The organism is Clostridium sp. CTA-1 (assembly GCF_054768215.1).
In genome coordinates, this window is record NZ_BAAAAP010000003.1 from 100,003 (window position 1) to 123,897 (window position 23,895).

Sequence of the window (23,895 nt, forward strand, 5' to 3'; positions counted from 1 at the left end):
ATTTGATTTTAAAGATATCCTCTTTATTTGAGTTATATAAAATTTAAGATTATAATAAAATAACAAAGAGCAAAATTCGTTCTTGGTTTTGTATTTCCTTAGGAAGGAGGGGTACTATGGAAGAAAATCGATTAGATGAAGAGAAGCCGGAGTGGGTAAGTTTACATCAACATACAGAATATTCATTGTTGGATTCTTCAGCAAAAATATCAGATCTTATAAAGAGAGCAAAAGAATTTGGGATGAAAAGTATTGCTATTACAGATCATGGCGTTATGTATGGATGTGTAGATTTTTATAAAGAAGCAATAAAACAAGGAATAAAGCCTATAATAGGTTGTGAAATATATGTAGCTGCAAAATCTATGTATATAAAACAACAAGATAAAGAAAATGAAACACATCATTTAGTGTTACTTGTAAAAAATGAAATAGGATATAAAAACTTAATGGAAATAGTATCAAAAGCATCTGTAGAGGGTTTCTATTATAAACCTAGAGTAGATCATGAATTTTTAAAAGAACATAGTGAAGGGTTAATAGCCTTAAGTGCATGTTTAGGGGGAGAAGTTCAAGCTAATATATTAAAGGGAAATTTAGAGAAATCTAAAAAAGCAGCATTAATCTATAAAGATATTTTTAAAGAAGGCTTTTATTTAGAACTCCAATATCATGGTATGGAAGAACAATTAAAGGTTAATGAAACATTAGTACAAATGTCTAAGGAGTTAGATATACCTTTAGTAGCTACAAATGATGTCCATTATATAAGAAAAGAAGATTATAAATCCCATGATATATTGTTATGCATACAAACAGGTAAAACTGTAGAAGAAGAAAATAGAATGAGGTATCCTTCTGATCAATTTTATTTAAAGTCACCAGAGGAAATGTATGAAACCTTTTCTTATGCACCAGAGGCTTTAAAAAATACAGTTAAGATATCAGAAGAATGCAATTTTGATTATAACTTTCATGAATCAAAATTACCTAGGTTTCCATTAGAAGAAGGGATAGATCCCTATGAGTACTTAAGAGAAATATGCTTTAAAGGGCTATTTTCAAGATATGATATACTAAAGGATTTTATGAATAAACCTTTTAGTATAGATGAAGTTTTAGCCTATGGGGTTGAAAATAAAGAAGCTTTTGATTTAATAGAAAGATTAAATTATGAGTTATCTATAATAAAACAAATGGGATATGTAGATTATTTTTTAATAGTATGGGATTTTATAAGATTTGCCAATGAAAAAGGTATAATGACAGGGCCAGGAAGAGGGTCTGCCGCAGGATCTTTAGTAGCTTATACCTTAGGAATAACTAAAATTGATCCTATTAAATATAATCTAATATTTGAAAGATTTCTAAATCCAGATCGTATCTCTATGCCTGATATAGACAGTGATTTTTGTTATGAAAGAAGAGGAGAAGTTATAGATTATGTGGTAGAGAAATACGGGAAAGCCAATGTATCACAAATAATAACTTTTGGAACTATGGCTGCAAGAGCTTGTATAAGAGATGTAGGAAGAGCTATGAATTATCCTTATGCAGAAGTAGACAGAATAGCTAAAATGATACCTACTGTTTTAAATATAACTATAAATAAAGCTTTAGAGTTAAATCCAGAATTAAAAGAGACCTATGATGACGAAGAAAGAGTTAAAGAGCTAATAGATGTGGCAAGGGCTTTAGAAGGGCTTCCAAGACATACATCTACTCATGCTGCAGGGGTAGTTATAGCATCACAACCCTTAGTAAATTATGTACCACTTCAAAAAAATGAAGAAAGTATAGTAACACAATTTACAATGGGTACTTTGGAAGAACTAGGACTTTTAAAGATGGATTTTCTTGGACTTAGGACTCTTACTGTTATGAGAGATGCAGTAAGAATTATAAAAGAAAATAAAGGAATAGATATTGATTTAGATACTATTGATTTTGAAGATAAAGAAGTTTACAAAATGATAGGACAGGGTAAGACTGTAGGGGTATTTCAATTAGAGTCTGCTGGAATGACATCCTTTATGAAAGAGTTAAAACCAGATTCACTAGAAGATATAATAGCAGGAATAAGTTTATATAGACCAGGTCCTATGGCTGAAATACCAAGATATATAGCTAATAAAAATAATCCTTTAAATATAGAATATGCAACAGAGAAACTAGAACCTATATTGTCTGTTACATACAATTGTATAGTTTATCAAGAGCAGGTTATGCAGATAGTTAGGGATTTGGCAGGATACTCTATGGGACGTAGTGACTTGGTAAGACGTGCCATGTCTAAGAAAAAACATGATGTAATGGAACTAGAAAGAAAAAATTTCATATATGGTAATAAAGAAGAAGGGGTAAGAGGATGCATAAATAATGGTATAGATGAAAAAGTAGCTAATAATTTATTTGATTCTATGATGGACTTTGCTTCCTATGCATTTAACAAATCCCACGCAGCAGCTTATGCTGTAGTAGGTTTCCAGACAGCCTACTTAATTAGATATTATCCTACAGAGTTTATTGCAGCTATGTTAAATAGTGTAAAGGGTGATAGTGATAAGGTATCTTTTTATGTTAATTTTGCAGAAATTTTAGGAATAGAAATAGTAGCACCCAATATAAATGAAAGCTATAGTAATTTTACAGTAAAAGATAATAGAATAATATTTGGATTAACTGCAGTAAAAAATGTAGGAGAAAAGGGTATAGATAATATAGTTTTATCTAGAGAACAAAAGGGGAAATTTACAGATTTAAGTGATTTTTTTAATAAAGTAGATACTTCAATTATAAACAAAAGGTTAGTAGAAAGCTTAATAAAAGCAGGAGCCTTTGATTGTTTAAATATATATCGCTCTAAAATGCTAGCTGTTTTTGAAAAAATAATGGATGGTATACAAAAGCAAAAAAGAAACAATATAGAAGGCCAGGTTAATTTATTCATGGATATTATGGATAACAAAGAAAGTAGTATGGATATAAAATATCCTAATATAAAGGAATTTGACAAAAAATACATACTTCAAATGGAAAAAGAAATGACAGGATTATATTTTTCTGGTCATCCATTGGAAGAATATGAAGAAACATTAAAAGTTCAAATAAGTCATCATATATCAGATATTATTTCTAAGGAATCTTTAGAAGGAAACATGGTAGATGCTATAAATAGTATAAAAGATGGAGATAAAGTAATAGTAGGTGGTATGATTACACACGTAAGTAAAAAATTAACTAGGAATAATGATATGATGGCATTTATAGTATTAGAAGATTTATATTCCAGTATAGAAGTTATAGTATTCCCTAAAATTTTTAATATGACTAGAAGTATAATAAATGAAGATGAAGTAGTTTTATTAAAAGGAAGAGTAAGTTTAAGGGAGGATGAACAGCCAAAACTAATTTGTGAAGTTATGGAACCTCTTATAAAAATTAATTCTGAGAAACTATATATATTAGTAGAAGAAAAAAATGATATAAAATTAAAGCTACAGGAAACAAAAGGTGTATTTTTGCAACATAAGGGTAATATTCCTGTATATTTTTGTACAAATAAAGAAAGAAAAAAGTTTAGAATTGATAGAGAGCTTTGGGTAAATGGAAGCATAGAATTGATGGATGATTTAAGAAATATGTTTGGAGAAAATAATGTAAAAATACTTTAATTGAGTATTGTGTATAATTTTTTAAATAAAATGAAAAATATTAGAAGAAGTGTTTCTTCTAATATTTTTTTATGAATTTTTAATAGAGAATTATTTTGAGATATATTAAAGTTAAATAAAAACATATATTAAAAAAGCATAAGGTATGTTATAATTAAAAATATACAAAACAGAATATCATTAGGTTTATAATATAAGTGGGACCACAAATGTCCCAGCGGTCGTAGGAGGTATTTAGCATATGAAAACTATAGCTGTATTAACAAGTGGTGGAGATGCACCAGGAATGAATGCTGCTATCAGAGCAGTAGTTAGAACAGGTTTAGAAAAAGGTTTAAAAGTAATGGGAATTCAAAGAGGATATAATGGGCTTATAAATGGAGAAATATTTGAAATGGATACTCATAGCGTATCTGATATAATACAAAGGGGCGGTACTATATTAAGAACTGCTCGTTGTGAAGAATTTAGAACAGAGCAGGGAAGAGAAAAGGCTGCTAAAATATTAAGAGCTTTTGGTATTGACGGATTAGTTGTAATTGGTGGAGACGGTTCTTTTCATGGAGCCCAATTATTATCTAAGCTGGGAATAAATACTGTTGGACTACCAGGTACTATAGATAATGATTTAGCATATACAGATTATACAATCGGTTTTGATACATCTATAAATACAGTTTTAGATGCTATAAATAAGCTTAGAGATACATCTACTTCTCATGAAAGAGTAAGTGTAGTAGAAGTTATGGGTAGAAATTGCGGAGATATAGCATTATATACAGGAGTAGCTGGTGGAGCAGAAAGTATTATAATACCAGAAAAAGAGTATAATGCAGATAAACTATGCAAACAAATATTACAAGGAAAATTAAAAGGCAAAATGCACAATTTAGTTTTATTAGCAGAAGGTGTTGGAGGAGCTAATGAATTAGCAAAATATATAGAAGAAGTTACAGGAATAGAAACAAGATCTACAATATTAGGACATATACAAAGAGGTGGAAGTCCAACTTGTATGGATAGAATATTGGCTTCAAGAATGGCTTATAAAGCAGTGGAATTATTGATTAGTGGTAAATCTTCAAGAGTAGTTGGTATAAAAAATGGGAAAATAATTGATATGGATATAGATGAAGCTTTAGCAGTAGAGAGAAGTTTTGACCAAGAACTATATGACATATCAACTACTTTATCCAAATAATGTAAAAGTTTAGATTTTGAGGAGGCGTTTTATATGCAAAAAACTAAAATGATATTTACAATAGGTCCTGCAAGTTCAACAGAAGAAGTGGTATCAAAATTAATAGAAGCGGGCATGAGCGTATCAAGACACAATTTTTCTCATGGATCACATCCTGAACACAAAGAAAGAATGATGATGATTAAGAAATTAAGAGAAAAACATAACAAACACATAGCTATTATGTTAGATACTAAAGGACCAGAAATAAGAACAGGCAATTTCTCAGTGGATAAAGTGGAGTTAAAAGAAGGAGCAGAATTTATAATATATTGTGGAGAAGACATAATAGGTGATGAAACAAAATGTTCTATTACTTATGATGAGCTACATAAAGATGTAGTTAAAGGAAATAAAATATTAATAGACGACGGACTAGTAGAGTTAGAAGTTGAATCAGTAAAAGATAATAAAATTCATACAATAGTTAAAAACTCAGGAACTGTTTCAAATCATAAGGGAGTAAATGTTCCAGGAGTTTCAGTATCACTTCCAGCAGTTACTGAAAAAGATATAGAAGATTTAAAATTTGGATGCGAAGTAGGAGTAGATTTAATAAGTGCATCTTTTATAAGAAAAGCCTCTGATGTGTTAGCTATAAGAAAAATATTGGAAGAAAATGGTGGAAATGAAATACAGATAATCTCTAAGATAGAAAATCAAGAGGGTGTTGACAATATAGATGAGATAATAAAATTCTCTGATGGAATAATGGTAGCTAGAGGAGATATGGGAGTTGAAATTCCTATAGAAGAGGTTCCAATAGTTCAAAAAAGAATAATAGAAAAATGTAATAAAGCAGGCAAGCCTGTAATTACAGCAACTCAAATGTTAGATTCTATGATAAGAAACCCTAGACCAACAAGAGCTGAAGCCTCAGACATAGCCAATGCAATATTTGATGGAACAGATGCCATAATGTTAAGTGGAGAATCAGCAAATGGAAAGTATCCAGTAGAAGCTGCAACAACTATGTCTAGAATAGCTAAAACTGCAGAAGCAAAATTAAATTATGATGCTATATTAAGTAAGATGAGAGAAAGTCATATATTAAATGTTCCTAATGCTATAAGCTTATCGGCATGTACTACAGCATCAGAATTAAATGCTACAGCTATAATTACAGCAACTCAAAGCGGACATACTGCAAAAATGGTATCAAAATATAGGCCACAATGCCCTATTATAGCAGTAACACCGAATGAAGTAGTTGCTAGAAAATTAGCATTAAATTGGGGAGTAGTACCACTATTAACAGAAACATTTAATTCTACAGATGAACTTATAGATAAATCTGTTAATAAATCTTTAGAAGAAGGATATGTTAAAAATGGTGACTTAGTTGTTATAGCAGGTGGAATACCAGTATCTTATTCAGGAACAACTAATATGTTAAAAGTTCACATAGTGGGAGATATATTATCCCAAGGAAGAGGTTCAGGAACTAGACCAACTTATGGAAATGTAAAGGTAGTAAAAAGTCCTTCAGAAGCAGAAGATATAGTTGAAAGAGATGATATATTAGTAGTAAAAAATTTAGATAGAAGATATATGACTATTTTAGATAGAGTATCAGGCATAGTGGCTGAAGAAGGTGGAATAACATCACACTTAGCTATAGAATGTATAGCAAGAGATATTCCATTCATATGCAATGCAGGTGGAGCTATGGATGTTTTAAAAACAGGAACATATGTAACACTTGATACAGTAAGAGGAATAGTGTACAACGGAAGAGCTAATATAGTTTAAATATAATAAAAATTTTATATACTAAAATAAAGAGTCAATTTGGAAAAATTAAACTTTCCATTTGGACTCTTTAATTTTATTTTCTTGACATTAAAGTATTAGGTAACCTATAATTTTCTTTACTAGGTATTAAGGAGGAAGAAAAATGAAGTATAAGGGGTTAGGTAATACTGGGTTACAGGTTTCTGTGGTAGCTTTTGGAGGTATAGCTATTCAGAAAATAATCTGTGAAGAAGCAACTAAGGTTATACACAAAGCAGAAGAACTGGGCATGAATTTTATAGATACTGCAAGACTCTATACAGTTTCAGAAGAGTATATAGGTTATGCATTAGATGGAAGAAGAGATAAATGGATTATAGCTACAAAATCTATGGCTAGAGATAGAAATTCTATGATAAAAGAAACAAATACAAGTTTTAAAAATTTAAGAACAGATTATATAGATCTATATCAATTTCACAATGTGAAAACCTTAGAAGATTACAACAAAATATTAAGTGAAGATGGAGCATATAAAGTATTAGAAGAACTTAAACAAGAAGGAAAGATAGGTCATATAGGAATTACATCACATAGTGGAGATGTGCTCAAAGTAGCTATAGAAAGTGGAAAATTTGAAACTATTATGTATCCTTATAATATAGTAGAAAGACAAGGGAAAGAACTGTTTAAAAGAGCACAGGAGTTAAACATAGGAGTAATAGATATGAAACCTATGGCAGGTGGAGCTCTTAATAATGGAACTTTAGCTTTAAGATATGTACTAAGTAATAAAAATATAACTACAGCCATACCAGGTATGGCAAATTTAAAAGAAGTAGAGGAAAATTCAGTATGTGGTAATGAAGATATAGTTTTAACAGAAGAAGAAAAAATAGAATGTGATAAAATATTTAATGAGTTAGGAACAAAATTTTGTAGAAGATGTGGATATTGTGCTCCTTGTACAAAAAATATAGATATTCCGGGAATATTTGTATTAGAAGCTTATAAGGTTAGATATGGATTACCAGATTGGGCAGATGGGAGATATTTCAATTTAGAAGCTAGGGCAAAGGATTGTATAGAATGTGGAGCCTGTGAAAAGAGATGCCCTTATGATTTACCTATAATAGAAATGCTAAAGAGAGTAAGATTAGAATTTGAAGAATAAAGTTTATTGTAAAATAAAAATAACATTTTTATAAAATTTTAAAAAAGTGTAATATTTTTATTGAAAGTTTTATATAATATATTGTATAATAATATGATATGTGTCAAAAATAAAATAATAGGGAATAATAGGCAACTGATCTTCTTTAGCACCTTTATGGTGCTCTTTTTGTTTTTTATAATAAAATTTTTTTATAAATTACTTTATAGATTATGTTACAAAATTCTCTTAACATAGACATATATAATAAAAATATCTTATATATTATGAATACAAAAGCCTTATTAACAAAAACTAAGGATATATTTTTGTTAGGAGGTAATTAGGATGGATAAATTAATCTGTAGTGCTGAAAATTGTATAAATAATTTACAAGGGCGCTGTACAGCACATTCTATAGAAGTAGAGAATAATGATTCTCATAGTCAATGCAAAACCTTTGCAGCAAAAGGAGGCATCGAAACTATGAGTAGATTTCATAATACAAATTTAATAGAAGGATTTAAAGATATTTTTACAGAGGAAAGCGATATGGTTCCAGAAGTTAATTGTGAAGTTTATAGTTGTGTTCATAATAATGATAGAAGATGTAATGCAGATGCCATAGAGATAAATGGAGATGAGATAAGAACAAGAAACAGTAGTGAAACTATTTGTTCAACTTATAAAAGAGAAAAATAAACTGCATTTTAAAATATTTATTATAGTTCTTGATTATAAAATTTTATTTTAAATTGTATAAATAGAAATAGTATATAAAAAATATAAAGATAAATTTATAAAATAATTATAAATTTGTTTGAAATATTGTTATAATTTATATATTGGAAAGAATCTATGGATAGATAGTTTAATTGTTACTATTTATCCTGTGTTTTTGTTATGATATAAAATTACATAAATGGAGAGAGAGTATGAAAAGAAATATACCTGTAGAAAAAAATAAAGAATACAATTTAGACATAATAGGCACTGGATTTGAAGGAGAGGGAGTAAGTAAAATTGATGATTTTACAGTATTTATCCCAGGAGCCATGGAAGGAGAAAGTGCATTAACAAGAATAGTTAAAGTAAATAAAAACTTTGCCTTTGGAAAGATTATAAAATTAAATAAAGCATCAGAAAATAGGGTGGAATCTGTATGTCCTATATATAAACAGTGTGGAGGATGTCAAGTTCAACACTATAGTTATAAGGCTCAATTAGATTTTAAAAAGCAAAGAGTTATAGATTCACTAAAAAGAATAGGTAAACTAGATATAGATAAAATAAAAATAGAGGATACTATTGGTATGGGAAACCCTTACAGATATAGAAATAAAATTCAAATGCCTGTAAGATTTGAAAAAGGTGAAATAAAAATAGGATTTTATAGACCAAGAACTCATGAAGTAGCAGATGTAAAAGAATGTTTTATACAAGATGAACAAGCAGATAAAATCATACAAATAATAAGAAATTGGATGGGAAAATATAATATATCTGCCTACAATGAAGAAATAGGAAAAGGATTTATAAGGCATATAATGGTAAGGAAAGCCTTTAAAAATAAAGAACTTATGTTAGTTATTGTAACTAATAAAGAAAAGGAGATACCTCACAAAGAAGAATTAATAGATGAAGTAATAAAGGAACTACCTAATATGAAAAGTATAATACAAAATGTAAATTCTAAAAAAACTAATGTAATTTTAGGAGAAAAGTGTATTACATTATGGGGAAAAGATACCATAACTGACTATATAGATAAATTTAAATTTAATATATCTCCATTATCTTTCTTTCAAGTAAATCCCATACAAACAGAGATATTGTATAAAAAAGCCTTAGAATTTGCAGATCTAAAAGGAGAAGAAATAGTATTCGATGCTTATTGTGGCACAGGAACTATATCCTTATTTTTATCGCAAAAAGCTAAAAAAGTATACGGAGTAGAAATAATAAAAGAAGCTATAGACAACGCAAAGGATAATGCAAAAGAAAATAAGATAGATAATGCAGAATTTTTTGTAGGAAAATCAGAAGAAATTATACCACATTTAATAAATAAAGGTATAAAAGCAGATGTGGTAGTAGTAGATCCACCAAGAAAAGGCTGTGAAAAAAGCTTATTGGAAGCTATAGCAGCTACAAAACCTAAAAGAATAGTATATGTATCCTGTGATACAGGAACCTTAGCTAGAGACTTAGGTATATTAAATGGATTAGGTTATGAAACTAAAGAAGTACAACCAGTAGATATGTTCCCCCAAACTAGCCATGTGGAGTGCGTAGTATTGATTACGCGGGTGTAAGCCTTCATTTTAAAGGGTTTCCTGAAGTAAGTCTACCTTGTTTACTCAACCTAAAACACCAAAATCCGTTCACGAGAACATGACGAGGTGTAGAAAAAGAATCAAAAAAATAAGTAGGTTGAGTGGACAGTAAAGATACATTTGTTAGGTTGTGGAAATAGGATAGATGTAAATATTTATCCGAGTACACTGAGATAACTGAAGATGTATATCATTGTATGGAGATGCCTCAGCCTCCTCGAGGAAACTGATAATGTTAATCGACGCCATTGAAGACAAATTGGACGAGTTACGGAAAGGGCTTCTTAAATAGGCAAGTCCAAGAATGGTTGAAATGACAGATTTATTGAAGGTGCAGTGTGATGATAGTATAAGGGAGTAAGTAGAGAGTATGGCCATTAAATTATTAAAGCTAGAGAATGGAATTTGGATAGTTGAACTATTCAATCTACTCATCATTTAGAAATTATCAAATAATGATATGAGTATATAAGCAATTGGAATGCTATTGCACTTAAAGTATTTGATAATAATAACAGAGATAAAATCTAGGATATTTTTTCAAAGGAGATTTAAAGTATGAAAAATGGACAAGAAGAAATTCCAAAGGGCAATGAAGTGTTAGCGGATAGTTCCGAGGTTATGAAGGATAAATTACGTATATATATTCTTATAGGAATCATTGTATATACAACTTTAATATTGTATTTCATGTTCTTGGGGTTTAATAGAATAGAAGGTAGAAGCGTATATAATCATTATACGTTTATTCTTGTCCCAGAAGGAATTCCCTTAAGGTTTCCAGAACTAACCATGTCATGGTTATACGATTTTGGAAACATCGCTGCTTTTATTCCTTTTGGAATAGTAATTCCATTGTTGTATCGTGTACGTTTTAGAAAGTTTATAGCATTATTTATATCAGCGATTTTATTTTTAGAAGTGTTGCAATCTTTAACTTTCATGGGTACGTTTGATATTATGGACGTAATATCTAATACATTAGGCGCAATGATAGGATTTGTGGGACATAGAGTAGGATTTTCTTCTAAGTTTAACTTTAAAAAACTTGTTGCATCAGTAGCGTCTATGCTTATGCTAATCGTTGGAGTTATGGTTGTTTCCGAAACAATTGATTATGGTGTAAATGTGAATAAAAGAATAGGACCTATTCAAGCATTAAACGAAATAAATACAAGCATACCAATAACTAAAAATTTTTCAACTTTTATCGTGCAAGGGGAAAAAGTACAGCCCGAATTTAATTTGTTTAGCAGCGAGGATGGAATGGGTAAGGAGTATTTATTTAATTTAGGTAAGAAAAATCTATGGTTCTATGCCAATTGTGGTATTCCAGACAATGAAGTATATAAAGGTTCAGTTAAGATTGTGATCAATGGAGAAGAGTGGGTTCAATTTAATGATAAAGACGAAGATAAACATACATGGAAAGTAAAGACGTTTTTTGATGGGGAAATAGAAGATGTTAAAATTATAGTTACTGGAAACGCTAAAGTATGGGATGTTAGCATCGCAGAAATAAAGCATTGGTGGGAGTAATTACTTAATAGCCTCATACCAGATTTTAATAGATATGTTCCCTTGAATGTCAGTTTCCGAAAGTCGGATAAAAAAACTTGATATGTTTCCAGGAACGCAGGGTACAAAATCAGCCAATGATATCCTCTTGAGCTATACAGAATACTGCGTGAAGATTGAGAGACAGAAAGGCTGAATAAATCAAGGGTTTTGGAACTTATTATGTTATAATAATGAAGTATAACACTTGAGAAGATATAAAAGATGACAAATCATTTAATTATAATACGATAGGGAGTAAAAACATAGATGTTAAGAAACAAAACTTATCATCAAGCAAAAGAATTAAAGTAATACTGATAGCATACACAATTGTTATAATCTATTTTATGTTCTTTGGATTCGGTAGGCCACAAATAAGCAACAGTATTCATGAATATCGCTTTCAAATAATTCCTACTGGAATACCTTTATGGTTTCCAAAACATTTATCACTTGATATCTTAAAATTATGGTTTTTTAGTTTAGGGAACCTATTAGTCTTTGTACCTTTTGCTTTATTAATATCTATGATATTTGGTACTAAGTATTATAAGTTTATATCTATCTTTTTGATTTCTATATTATCATTAGAAATTTTATAAATGATAACATATCTTGGCAGCTTTGATATAGAAGATATAATTATAAATTCGATAGGAGCTACTATAGGATTTTTCGCATATAAAATAGGTAATAAGCAGAAATAGGTTTCAAAATGGATAATTAGTATTACATTTTTAATTTTGTCTTTTTCTTTTATGCTTATTGTACTTGCAGAAATTTTAAATAAAATGTTTCTTGTCTAACTTTATGCAAGAGATATCCACCAAGGGAAAAATAGCTTCAAAAGGCATTTCAAAACGGGAATGTTGCTGATTGACATGTTCCCGTCTATCAATAACTCAAAAAACTCCATAGATATGTTCCCACCTACTGACGGTTTTAAAAACATTCATTCTATCCTCTCCAGCCATGTGGAGACTATTGTGTTGATACAACGAGCCGATACGTAGAAATCCTTTGTTTTAGGCACTTTTTTAAGCATATCGTCTTCACAGGTGAGGGGGATAAAATCAGAAATAAGGTCATTAAAAATTATATCAATGTTTCTGTGATGGTTGATATAGAATGTGGGGATACAAGAAAATAAAGGTGGAGAATCAAAGGGGTACTATGAAAATGGTACTTTTTTTCTCTTGTTTAGGCGTTCAGAAATGAGCGTCTTTTTTTGCTCTAAAATTGGACAAGAAGTGATAGTCATGCCGCGACTAAAAGAACAGGAATGACCAACGCCAAACACGTTGCGTATAGAGGATTCCATCAAACAAGGGTGTAAATATTTTGCTTCCTTGCTGGAATCTGCAAATGCAAAGGGTTGTGACTTAAATTCTGTTATCCAGTTCTATAACTATGGTGGTGGATTCCTTGACTATTTGGCAGAGCATGGGAAAAGATACACCTTCCCCCTTGCACAGAATTCCTCAAAAATGCAGTCTGACGTTGTTTTATACCTCAGTTTGTATATTTCCGTCAAAAGAAATATAATAAAATTATAGAGGTGTTATGCGTGGATTATATAACGGCAAAAGAAGCAGCGAAAAATTGGGGAATCACAGACAGAATGGTAGTGTACCATTGTTCTGCTGGACGGATTAAGGAAGCTAAAAAAATGGGAAATACATGGCTTGTTCCGGTTGACGCTGAAAAACCGGCTGACGGACGATATAGGAGCAGTAAAGTAAAGGATGGTGAAAATAAATGAAACGGATATTTTTGGTTGAGGACGATAAGGCAATCGGTAAAAACCTTATACTTTTGCTTCGCTCGGAGGGATTTACAGTCACTCACGCCCCTACGCGGAGTGAAGCCCTTGCCGCGCTTGCCGGGAATAAATTTGACTTGGCGTTGATTGATATTTCTTTGCCTGACGGAAATGGCTTTACGGTTTGCACAGAAATCAAAGAAACGCAAGATATTCCCGTCATCTTTTTGACAGCTTCTGGCGATGAAGCAAGTGTTGTTACCGGGCTGAACATAGGCGCGGACGACTATATCACCAAGCCTTTTCGTCCCCGTGAACTCATCGCACGAATCAGAAGTGCCCTGCGAAAAAGCGGACATTCTCCATCGGCTTTTGAAATCTGCGGGCTTCATGTGGATATGGCAAGCGGTGTCGTGAAAAAGGACGGTAGCGAGGTTTTTCTTTCAGCGTTAGAATACCGCTTGTTGTTGGTGTTTATTAACAACCCAAAAAGTATTATCACAAGGAGCAGGCTGCTTGACGAATTGTGGGATGCTGCGGGCGAGTTTGTCAATGACAATACATTGACCGTGTACATCAAACGCCTGCGGGAGAAGATAGAGAACAACCCCGCAAGACCGCAAATAATTCTGACCGTTCGCGGGACGGGATATAAATTAGGGGATGGGTATGCTTCGGAATAGAGAGTTTCGGCAGCTTGCAATTTTGTTCTCCTTAATAGCTGCCACCACTGTAACGCTGGGATTTGCAATCAATAGGTTGGCTGGAATCCTTGCCATTGCTTCTGCCTCCGCCTTTGGAGCAGCGTTTTTTGCGTTTACCAAAGCCCGATATAAAAGCATTGCGCAGATTTCAGATCAAATCGATCTTGTGCTTCATAACGCTGATCATCTGTATATTGGTGAATCAGACGAGGGCGAACTTTCCATTCTGCAAAGCGAGATAACAAAAATGACGCTGCGTATTCGGGAGCAAAACGACGCACTGAAAAAAGAAAAAAAACATCTTGCCGATTCGCTGGCTGACATAGCCCACCAACTCCGCACCCCTCTCACATCCGCGAACCTCATTCTGTCATTGTTAGAGAATAACCCTGACGAAAACCAGCGGAAAGCATTGATGCGGGAAACAGAGGAATTGTTTGTACAGATGGATTGGCTGCTTACTTCGCTGTTGAAATTGTCCCGCCTAGACGCGGGCATCGTGGTTTTCCAAGGGGAGCAGATAGATGTAACCAGCTTGATATGCGCCGCCCTTCGTCCGTTCCAAATCCCAATGGAGCTGCACGATATTACTTTGCAAACAGACGTGCCAAAAGGCATGATTATTCAGGGCGATTCAGGTTGGCTTTCGGAAGCAATTCAAAACATCCTGAAAAATTGCATGGAGAGCGCAGGCGAGAACGGGAAGATTGAGATTGTCTGCACGGACAACTCACTGTTTACCGAGATTGCCATCCACGACAGCGGCACGGGATTTGAAAAAGAAGATTTACCCTGCCTGTTTGACAGGTTTTATCGTGGGAAAAACCCAAACGCTACAGGATACGGGATTGGATTGGCTCTTTGCAAGATGATTATAACACGGCAGGGAGGGACGATTACCGCAAAAAATCACCCGCATGGTGGCGCGATATTTACCATTCGTTTCCCAAAGTGACGAATCTCTCACCTAAAAGTCACACAGATGTAAGTTGAAGGTTCTATTATATAGGTAAACCATGAGAAGGGAGGCTCACATAATGGAATTTTTAAAGGTTGAAAATTTATGTAAGGTCTATGGCAAGGGGGAAAACCAAGTTACCGCCCTTGACCATGTTTCGCTTACAATCGAAAAGGGGGAATTTACCGCAATTATCGGGTCCTCCGGCTCCGGTAAATCCACATTGCTTCATAGCATCGGCGCCGTGGACGTGCCCACAAGCGGAAAGGTGTATTTGGACGGGCAGGATGTATATGCCCAAAGCAATGAAAAACTCGCCATCTTTCGCAGGCGACAAGTTGGGCTGATTTACCAGTTTCACAACCTCATTCCCACGCTGAATGTGGTGGAAAACATCACCTTGCCTATACTGATGGACAAGCGAAAGGTCAACAAGGAGAGGCTGAATGACTTGTTAGAACTGCTTGGGTTAAAAGACCGAAAAACGCATTTACCCAATCAGCTTTCGGGCGGTCAGCAACAGCGTGTTTCCATAGGACGTGCTTTGATGAATGCCCCAGCGGTCATGCTTGCCGATGAACCAACGGGCAGTTTGGACAGCCGAAATGGACATGAAATTATCAATCTGCTGAAATTAAGCAATCAAAAATATAGGCAGACCCTTATCGTCGTCACACATGACGAAAATATCGCCCTGCAAGCAGACCGCATTATAGGTATATCAGACGGCAAAGTAGTGCGAGACGAAAGGGTGAGACCATGAACATTTTCAACAAAGTTACACTGAAAGGCATGAAAAAAAGCCGCACACGAACAATTGTAACGGTTATCGGAGTTATCCTGTCTGTCGCTATGATTACAGCAGTGGCTACCTTTGGTACTTCCCTGTTAAATTTTCTGGTAAAGGGTTCTATTGTGAAACACGGCGGTTGGCACGTCGAGTTTTTGGATGTTAATTCCTCTTTCGTGCAGGAGCGAACCCACGACAAGGGAGTTGAAAGCACCGCAACATTTGAAAATATCGGATACGTAACGCTTAAGGGTGGAAAAAGTCCCGAAAAACCCTATCTTTTTATAGCCGGATTTAGCAAGGAAGCCTTTGATACCTTACCCTTAACCCTGGTTTCAGGCAGATTGCCCAAAAACAGTGGGGAGGTTCTTATCCCAGCGCACGTGGCGATAAAGGGCGGCGTTAAATTCGCAGTGGGCGACACGCTTTCACTTGCTGTTGGAAGCCGCATGAATGGCAACAAAAATTTTGGTCAACACGCCCCTTACATTTCCGGGAAAGAAACTCTTGTGCCAAAAGCAGAGAGAACCTACAAGGTTGTGGGTATCTGTGAAAGACCCGGTTTTGAGGAACATTCCGCACCGGGATATACCCTGATAACGAAAGCAGATACTCAAAACAAAGCGGACAGCTTCAGCATATTTGTCACACTTAAAAACCCGCGCAAAGTTAAGGCTTACGCAAGCAGCACAGCGGTCAGCCAAGCTTACGTCTTTAACGATAGTGTGCTGAAATTCATGGGCCTTTCCGACAATAAACTGTTCAACGCGCTTCTGTATACGGTTGGCGGCATTTTGGTTTCCATAATAATGGTAGGATCGATTTTTCTGATTTATAACTCCTTCAACATCTCGCTGAACGAACGCACACGCCAGTTTGGGATTCTCTCGTCGGTGGGCGCCACCGCAAGGCAATTGCGAAATTCGGTGCTGTTTGAGGGACTTTGCATTGGTGCAGTCGGCATACCCATTGGCATTATAGTCGGTATAGGCAGTATCGGGCTTGTAATTCCTATTGTTGCCGGGAATTTTAGGAACATTATCCCAAGCAACGTGCCTTTAACCTTGTCGGTGTCTGTCCCCGCCATTGTTGCGGCGGCGGCGGTCAGTTTGGTTACCATTTTGATTTCAGCCTATATCCCAGCCAGGAAAGCCGCAAATACTCCCGTAATGGAGAGTATTCGCCAAACGGGCGAGGTCAAAACCGAATCGAAAGCCGTGAAAACGTCAAAACTGGCACAGCGTATTTACGGTTTGGAAGGAACTCTTGCGCTAAAGAATTTTAAGAGAAACAAAAAACGCTATCGCAGCATTGTGCTATCCCTTGTTTTAAGTGTCGTACTGTTTGTATCGGGAAATGCTTTTGGAACAACTCTGAAACGTCTTGCAGAACGATCCATAATGGACTTTGACTATGACATCGTTTTTACCACTCAGGACATGGACGACAGCAAAATGTTCCCGCTTTACAACAAACTAAAAACTGCAGAGGGGGTTTACAAAAGCTCGTACCAAGCAATTTTGGCGTATTCCTGCGAGGTTAAGGCAAGCGATTTTTCAGACCGTTACCGGAAATACGCGGGTTATGCTGCACCGGACCAAAGGGTTCATGTGCCAATGGACATCCAGTTTATTGAGGACAGCAAATATCTGGGTTTTATCAAAAAATTGGGCTTGTTCGCAGAAGAATATACCGGCAAGGACGGGAAAATGATTGCCGTTGCCAAAAAGCCAGTTGCCAAGAAAGACGGACCCAGTGAAATGTTTGATATGTTTGCTAGTCCTTCCATGACTTTCAGTGTGGCTCCTGAAACAAATGACAAGCCGAAGATGGAACAGGGGCAAAGCATAAATATTACCTTTGTCGATACGTACCCGGTGGATCCTCTTAAACCCGTAAATCAATCTTCCGACAAGACTCCATACGTTTTTATGGTGGTGGCTCCCTATTCGCTCAAAGAGAAATTTGAAACCCCAGATACCCATGCGGATATAGGCCTGAGCTTTCGGTCAAAGAATCCTTCGCAATCGGTGACTAAAATGGAAACGATGATTCAGGACGCAGGAATTACGTCTCCGTATACCCTGCAAAACATCTACACGGTAGTTGAACAATACCGTAGTCTAACATTTGTTATTGATGTTTTCACCTATGTTTTTGTCATTATGATTTCGCTGATTGCGATTGCCAATGTGTTCAACAGCATTTCCACGAATATCAAGCTGCGCAGACGAGAGCTTGCCATGCTCCGCTCAGTGGGAATGTTTGAACGTGATTTCCAAAAGATGATGAATTTCGAGTGTGTCTTTTATGGCATGAGGACGCTATTATTCGGAATTCCAATATCGGCAATATGTTCTTGGCTGATTTACAAAGGGTTGATTTCCGCAGAAAGGATAGATAACTTCCATTTTGTATTCCCTTGGGGCAGTATGGCAATCAGCGTGTTCAGCGTGCTCTTTATCGTGTTCATTACAATGCTGTATGCCACTCGCAAGATAAAAAAAGAAAATATCATTGACGCGCTTCGGGATGACATGACTTGATTCAAAATCTATATTAACTTGATAGAAAATCAAAAAACATTTGCATGATCGGGTTCAAGTGATTCGCAATAGCCCCGAAAGGCGATTTAGACATTGAAAATACAGAATCCATCCTACACAAGTAATGTAAATTACAAAGAAGTGCTATCACAACTGAGGTAATAAAAAAACCGCAGTTGTGGCAGATGATGTTTTGCGGCCAAAATGTGACCATGTGGCGGTTTTGAAATAACAATCAAAACCGCCGTTTTCATTTTTCAAAATTGGAAATTCGGAAGGTATATTAATAGCAAAACAATTTGTTAACAACCACCAGGGGGCGTTGCGAAGACTTGGCTGAGCTTGCTACTAGCTGCGGATGCAAATCAGCAGCTGTTTACATCTTACATTTCTTTACAAGTACCTGACCCCTTTGTGAGGACATGCTTTGCTGTACTCACTTGCTAACCTTGCCTGTTTGACAGGTTCTATCGTGGGAAAAACCCAAACGCTACAGGATACGGGATTGGATTGGCTCTCTGCAAGATGATTATAACATGGCAGGGAGGCATGATATTTTCCATTCATTTCCCAAAGTGACGAATCTCTCACCTGAAAGTCACAGAGATGTAAGTTGAAGGTTCTATTATATAGGTAAACCATGAGAAAGGAGACTTACATAATGGAATTTTTAAAAATTGAAAATTTATGCAAGGTCTACGGCAAATTTTACAGTTAATCAAGTGATTCTTAGGTTCAGATGGAGTTTGCTTATAAGGATGACTTTCTCCAGTTGAACCTTAGAAGAACTTATCCAGGCGCGTAGCAGTACTTATCCACCATTTTGATAGAAGGTGTGGGTGTTAGCAATGGTAGCGATCGGATATAAATATACTAAAAAAGGAGTGTAACAGCATTTATGAAAATCAGTATTAAAAACGTGAGCATGACATATAAAACAGGAAAAAAGGCACTAAGCAATTTGAATTTGGAAGTTAATAGCCCGAATTTTATAGGGCTTTTGGGTCCCAATGGTGCTGGAAAAAGTACATTTATGAAACTATTGGTATCGAAGATAATACCGACAGCGGGCGAAATAATTGTTGATGGTAAACCAATTTCAAAACACGAAAAAGAACTCAGAAAACAGTTGGGTTATTTGCCCCAAAGCTTTGGTTTATATGATGAATTGACAGTTTATGAGTTTTTGGATTACATGTGTGCATTAAAAGAAATTAAAAACAACGTGAAAGGTATTATCAGACAAGCTATTGAACAGACTAATTTGCAAGAAAAAAGAAATTTCAAAATTAAAACTCTTTCAGGCGGTCAGAGGCAGCGTGTTGGTATAGCACAAGTATTACTTGGAAATCCTGAGCTTATCATTTTAGATGAACCTACAGTTGGACTTGACCCAGAAGAAAGAATTAAATTCAGAAATATATTTTCACAGACTGCAAATGACAAAATAGTGTTACTTTCCACTCACATCATCGATGATATACAAGCCATTTGCAATAGAATTATAATTATTAATAACGGTAGGATTTTATTTGACGGAACTTCGCCGGATTTAATAAAAGCTGTACACGGACGTGTTGGTTTTATTGAGGAAAAAGATAACGAAGCTTTAGAAAAAAGAATTGGAGGTAAGTACATAATCACATCCAAATTGTTTACAGGTAATGGCATCTCTTGTCGTGTTATTGGCAGAGAAATAGAAAGCTCTATTCCACTGATAGAGCCTACCCTTGAAGATGCGTACACATACGTCATACACAATGGGGGTGTTCATTAAATGAGAAATGCATTTTTTGCCTATGAAACAAAGCGAATTCTGAAGTCCAGATTTACTCAAATAATAATCTTGTTGGCGTCAGTTTTTCCTTTGATTGCTGCACTACTCTCGCCGTACATTACCAAAGATATTAGCAAGTTGATACTTGGAATAAATAGTTCTACTCTTTTATCTCAAACCATACTTTTTCCGGCAAAGGCAGGGGCAGTACTTTCAACTCTTGCGTTTACTGCACTAACAGTTTTTGAGTTTGATAAAATACTTAGGTTTAGAGTTAATTATATAATTGAACCAATATCAAGTTCTGTAAAGATAAATTTAACCAAAATTACAGGCTTAATGTGTGCCGGTCTTATTTCAACAGTGGGTTCAATGATAATTATGATTCCTCACTATATATTTAACATGGGTAGTCTAACCAATTTTAGTTATTTCCTGCTCAGTTACTCCATAATAATTTTTGGTTCCATTGTGTTAACAATTCTTATGACCGCAGGATTTTATCTTATATTTAGGAACGTTAATATAACCTGCATTATTATGCTTTTAGCGGTGCTTTTTAGTTTTTTTACAGGAAATATCAATTATCAATATATGTGGGTTCAGACAGGGGCTAGTGGACTTTCTGAAAATTTCGGAAGCGGGAATATCCTTTTGGGAATGCTCTGGAATAGGTTGTTTGGATTATCGGTAGCTATGTCCATATTTTTATTTGGAATGTTGTGTAATAGATGTTATGAAAAAGGATTATTTAAATCTCTCTTTAAAAACTGTAGAAAATATAAATTGTTGCCGATTTGCTTTTTAGTTTCTCTTTTTGGAGTATTTTTTGTTTTTCAAAATGAACCAATTTTCAAATCACTTTCGCTTACGGATGTCGCGTCAACGTTGATTAGTGGTAAAAAAGAAACGCCTGTAAACACCAATGTCATAGGAACTTCAAATATACTTGTAGATCTTAAGATAGAAAAAGACAAAAATTGTGCTAGCGGAGCTTATTTTCAAGAACTGCAAAACAGCACTGATAAGCCTCAAAACATATATTTTGAATTAGCAGACGGTTACCACATTAATGAAATCAAATTAGACAATGTAGACATAAACTACACACAGGTTTTGTCAAAGATTTTGAATAGCGCAAAACGTGGAAATGTTTTTGAAACAAGCATTCCCAAAAATACTAAAGCTAAACTAAGTATAAGGTATTCAGGTACACCGAAAGCCATAAGTCTAAATAAAGATTTTTCCCAAGGAATTAACAAAAATTATGTAAGTTTAGGGAAAGCTATGGACATTGCTCCAGTTGTTTGTGTTAAACAAAATGATAGGATTATTGAAGGAAAAATAAAAATAGACTCAAAATTTACAGTCATAACTCAAGGAGATAAAAATCACAAAATTTCTGAGCACAGTGGTTTTACTACTTGGAGTTTTTCTTGTGATAAACTAAGTGATTTATCTTTGACAGCCGGACGATATGGAATATTTGAAAGAAATGTAAGGGGCACAAATGTGGAGTTTTTCTATCCATTAGCTGCCAGCAAAGAATTTGAATCTAGGGGAAGTGACACGCTGGATATATTCTCGTTCTTTTCGGAAAAATTTGGGCCCCTAGGCAGAGATAATCTTAAAGTAGTTGTAACATCAGGAGTACATGGAGGAACTGGAATTCAAGCAGGAAATATTTCTTGTATTTCCGAAGATTGTTTAACGAAAAAATCCAATGTAGATTTATCGCAAGCCTCTTCTTCTGATACTTTCGCTTTGTTGACCCATGAAATTGCTCATCAATGGTGGGGCGGTGGAATAGATGTATCTAACGCAAACAGCCATAATCAAATAGATAAAAATCACGATGAATGGTCAACTGACGCTTTTGCGGAGGTTAGCACTTATTTATTCTTGAAAAACAAATTTGGAAAAGATTATGCAGAGAATTTATTGCTGAAAAAATGGAAAGAAGGAGCAAATGAATTAAATGGAAACTTTTATCAAAGAAATCCTGAATACATGAACAAATTACCAATGATTCCAAAGTATTACGTGTCGTTATTTTTAAGAGGTAGTAAAATTTATGCTTTGGGACCACTCACAGTTTACAATGTTTATAAGCACATTGGTGAAGACAATTATTTTAATTCCATGAAAGTTATTTACAAAGAATATTATGACAAAAAAGATAAAAAACTATCTTTTTCTGAGTTTTTAAATATTACTGGTGCTAAAAGGAGGTAGTTGTCAATGGATATAAAAATTCTTAAATACGAACTAAAAAGAATAATTTTTTCAAAAATGTTTGTGATAACTTTCATAATTGCACTTTCCTTTTCAGTGATTGACCTCTATACAGAAATAATACAAGGTGTTTCTAGTACGGCACCTTTTTCCAAGTGGAGTTATTGCAAGTTTTTGTGTGACATAAATACGATTATGTTATTAATTCTAATGCTTTCTTGCACAGGACTTTTTTCTAGAAACGAACAAAGATTAAGAGAAATTACTTCATGTACGTCTTTACCACAGAAAAAGTATTTGGCTACAAAAAGTTTTGCCCTGTTTATTTCTTACTTAATTATTGCGATATTTTGTATTTTGATAAGTTTGGCGTTTTACAAGACAACTTTTAATTTTACAAATTTTGAAAACTTCTTATTACCGATCTTAATAATACTACTTCCCACTTTTGTGTTTGTTTTTGGAACGAGTATGTTTTTAGGCAGCAAAAGCCAAACTTTGCTTTATGCTTGGATTCCAATTGTTTTGATTTTGTCATTGATAAGTTTTAATAGCACACTTTTTATTGATATTTTTGCCAAAGGGTATGTGACTTATATGCCTACAGTTCTACCCGTTGATAGTCTCGGTGAACCTGCTTTTAGTTTGTCTTTAAATTTTATAATGAGTAGGTTGCTATTTACTCTAGTAGGAATGGTTTTATATGTGGCTTCATTTAAGAAGCTTTCTAGAAAATCTTAAAAAGTTAGTATAAGTCTATTAAGACAAAAGCTAATTTTTGTGCGGTATTAAAATTTGTAAATGGTACTTAGCTCTGTCGCACAGCAGGAAGTAGAAAATATTTCTGCCAATGTGAAAAAGGAATTGAAAATGAAGGTGAATCTTGGATACGTAACAAAATACGGCAGCTCGACTTGGGCATCTTCTACTATTCTTGGTATTATAAAAAACGAGAAATATAAAAGTGATTTATTGCTGGGTAAGACCTTTACAGTTGACCCGATTTCCAAACTGGATAAAGATATTGAATCAATCGAAGGAAAGAAAAGCAAACTGGTTGATATGCGGCTTGAATATACCATTGATAAGGCTTCCTATGAAGTGAAATATTCTTCTTTTACAGAGAAGCAGGAACAATTATTAAAAGAACGAGGTTCAATCTTTGCATTTCCATAGTAGTTACGACACATGTAGAGAGTGTTGTGAAGATAGAGAAGAAATAGATTTTCTTGATTCACTCTTTATTGACTTTTTCAATGTATAATAGTATAATGATAAAAAAATTGAAATTTGAGGTGAAAAAATGATTAATTTTTCTTGCTAATTTTTAAAGTACATTTAATACAAAGATAAGCAGGTGTGTTCTGTTTGTTTTGTTGTACTTATGCAAGAAAGTTATTCTTTTTTCTCTTAATATATGCACTTG

At 34.1% G+C, this 23,895-nt stretch carries 15 protein-coding genes and 3 pseudogenes; all 18 read left to right on the forward strand.

Annotated elements, in window-relative coordinates; translation table 11 throughout:
- Positions 1 to 116: 116 nt before the first annotated feature.
- Positions 117 to 3,674 (forward strand): DNA polymerase III subunit alpha, encoded by a 3,558-nt coding sequence (locus ACYUEW_RS03365; protein ID WP_460276211.1) that lies wholly within the window; start codon positions 117 to 119, stop codon positions 3,672 to 3,674.
- A gap of 241 nt (positions 3,675 to 3,915) precedes the next feature.
- Positions 3,916 to 4,875, forward strand: a complete 960-nt coding sequence (pfkA, locus tag ACYUEW_RS03370) for a 6-phosphofructokinase (RefSeq protein ID WP_003483090.1) — start codon at positions 3,916 to 3,918, stop codon at positions 4,873 to 4,875.
- A gap of 33 nt (positions 4,876 to 4,908) precedes the next feature.
- The gene (gene pyk / locus ACYUEW_RS03375) at positions 4,909 to 6,666 is read left to right on the forward strand and encodes a pyruvate kinase (protein ID WP_003483091.1); all 1,758 of its coding nucleotides are present in this window, start codon (positions 4,909 to 4,911) and stop codon (positions 6,664 to 6,666) included.
- A gap of 145 nt (positions 6,667 to 6,811) precedes the next feature.
- Positions 6,812 to 7,822: an aldo/keto reductase gene (locus tag ACYUEW_RS03380; protein ID WP_043032572.1), complete on the forward strand. Its 1,011-nt coding sequence runs from the start codon at positions 6,812 to 6,814 to the stop codon at positions 7,820 to 7,822.
- 327 nt (positions 7,823 to 8,149) lie between these two features.
- Positions 8,150 to 8,503 (forward strand): DUF1540 domain-containing protein, encoded by a 354-nt coding sequence (locus tag ACYUEW_RS03385; RefSeq protein ID WP_043032571.1) that lies wholly within the window; start codon positions 8,150 to 8,152, stop codon positions 8,501 to 8,503.
- 233 nt (positions 8,504 to 8,736) lie between these two features.
- On the forward strand, positions 8,737 to 10,116 hold the full coding sequence (gene rlmD, locus ACYUEW_RS03390) for a 23S rRNA (uracil(1939)-C(5))-methyltransferase RlmD (RefSeq protein ID WP_460276212.1): 1,380 nt from the start codon (positions 8,737 to 8,739) through the stop codon (positions 10,114 to 10,116).
- A gap of 579 nt (positions 10,117 to 10,695) precedes the next feature.
- Complete coding sequence (locus ACYUEW_RS03395) at positions 10,696 to 11,676, forward strand: VanZ family protein (RefSeq protein ID WP_460276213.1); 981 nt, start codon at positions 10,696 to 10,698, stop codon at positions 11,674 to 11,676.
- 1,313 nt (positions 11,677 to 12,989) lie between these two features.
- A pseudogene (locus ACYUEW_RS03400) lies at positions 12,990 to 13,196 on the forward strand (lysozyme family protein); the annotation flags it as partial.
- Positions 13,197 to 13,318: 122 nt separating this feature from the next.
- Positions 13,319 to 13,459, forward strand: a complete 141-nt coding sequence (locus tag ACYUEW_RS03405) for a DNA-binding protein (protein WP_460276254.1) — start codon at positions 13,319 to 13,321, stop codon at positions 13,457 to 13,459.
- Positions 13,456 to 14,142 (forward strand): response regulator transcription factor, encoded by a 687-nt coding sequence (locus ACYUEW_RS03410; RefSeq protein ID WP_460276214.1) that lies wholly within the window; start codon positions 13,456 to 13,458, stop codon positions 14,140 to 14,142. The genes ACYUEW_RS03405 and ACYUEW_RS03410 overlap by 4 nt, the downstream gene beginning before the upstream one ends.
- Positions 14,129 to 15,118: a sensor histidine kinase gene (locus tag ACYUEW_RS03415; protein ID WP_460276215.1), complete on the forward strand. Its 990-nt coding sequence runs from the start codon at positions 14,129 to 14,131 to the stop codon at positions 15,116 to 15,118. The genes ACYUEW_RS03410 and ACYUEW_RS03415 overlap by 14 nt, the downstream gene beginning before the upstream one ends.
- A gap of 82 nt (positions 15,119 to 15,200) precedes the next feature.
- Positions 15,201 to 15,884, forward strand: coding sequence for an ABC transporter ATP-binding protein (locus ACYUEW_RS03420; protein ID WP_460276216.1), 684 nt, complete (start codon positions 15,201 to 15,203; stop codon positions 15,882 to 15,884).
- The gene (locus ACYUEW_RS03425; RefSeq protein WP_460276217.1) at positions 15,881 to 18,457 is read left to right on the forward strand and encodes an ABC transporter permease; all 2,577 of its coding nucleotides are present in this window, start codon (positions 15,881 to 15,883) and stop codon (positions 18,455 to 18,457) included. The genes ACYUEW_RS03420 and ACYUEW_RS03425 overlap by 4 nt, the downstream gene beginning before the upstream one ends.
- 447 nt (positions 18,458 to 18,904) lie before the next feature.
- Positions 18,905 to 19,036 (forward strand): annotated as a pseudogene (locus ACYUEW_RS03430) (sensor histidine kinase); the annotation flags it as partial.
- Between the two features lie 319 nt (positions 19,037 to 19,355).
- Complete coding sequence (locus ACYUEW_RS03435; RefSeq protein ID WP_460276218.1) at positions 19,356 to 20,234, forward strand: ATP-binding cassette domain-containing protein; 879 nt, start codon at positions 19,356 to 19,358, stop codon at positions 20,232 to 20,234.
- Positions 20,235 to 22,469, forward strand: a complete 2,235-nt coding sequence (locus ACYUEW_RS03440; RefSeq protein WP_460276219.1) for a hypothetical protein — start codon at positions 20,235 to 20,237, stop codon at positions 22,467 to 22,469. It abuts the gene before it with no gap.
- Positions 22,470 to 22,475: 6 nt separating this feature from the next.
- On the forward strand, positions 22,476 to 23,210 hold the full coding sequence (locus ACYUEW_RS03445) for a hypothetical protein (RefSeq protein WP_460276220.1): 735 nt from the start codon (positions 22,476 to 22,478) through the stop codon (positions 23,208 to 23,210).
- 60 nt (positions 23,211 to 23,270) lie between these two features.
- Positions 23,271 to 23,480, forward strand: a pseudogene (locus ACYUEW_RS03450) (recombinase family protein); the annotation flags it as partial.
- Positions 23,481 to 23,895: the final 415 nt, after the last annotated feature.